The 560-nt window shown below is 48.9% G+C and carries 1 protein-coding gene; it reads right to left on the bottom strand.

Annotated elements, in window-relative coordinates:
- Positions 1-560: AMP-binding protein (locus tag A3761_RS04810; RefSeq protein ID WP_156491603.1), on the bottom strand; the 560-nt coding region annotated here is incomplete at both ends.

A 560-nucleotide genomic window follows, 5' to 3' on the forward strand; every position in this document is an offset into this window, starting at 1 on the left:
GCCACCGCACAGTGCTTTTAATCTAGGCTCACCCTGCCAGCCACTACTGATCAGCAATCGCCAGGTGGCGGGTGTTGCTTGCATGAAGTTTGCCTGATGCTTTATCAGCAAGCTTAATAAACGTCGACCATCACTACTATCCTGTTTCTTGGCAATAATGATTTTGGCGCCGACCCAGAGTGGCAAGTAGAGTTCAAGTACGGCAATATCAAAAGACAAAGTTGTTACTGCCATCAGGGTATCATCAGCCTGGAGCCCTGGCTTTTCGGCCATGCTGTGTAAGAAGTTCATGACGGAAGCATGGGGTACCACAACGCCTTTAGGCTTTCCGGTAGAACCGGAGGTATAGATGATATACGCAGCTGTATCCTCAGGGATTGTTACATCTGGGCAAGCTGTGTTCTGCTGTGATAGACGTTCAGAAATCAGATCGGTATTGAGTATGTGTGCAACAGAAGGCAGGCGCTTGATATGCGTTTCTTGAGTGACTAGGTGTTGTAAGCCCGAGTCTTCAATCATGTACGCCAAACGATCATCGGGGAAGTCAGGGTCAAGCGGGA

Source organism: Oleiphilus sp. HI0123, from assembly GCF_001635315.1.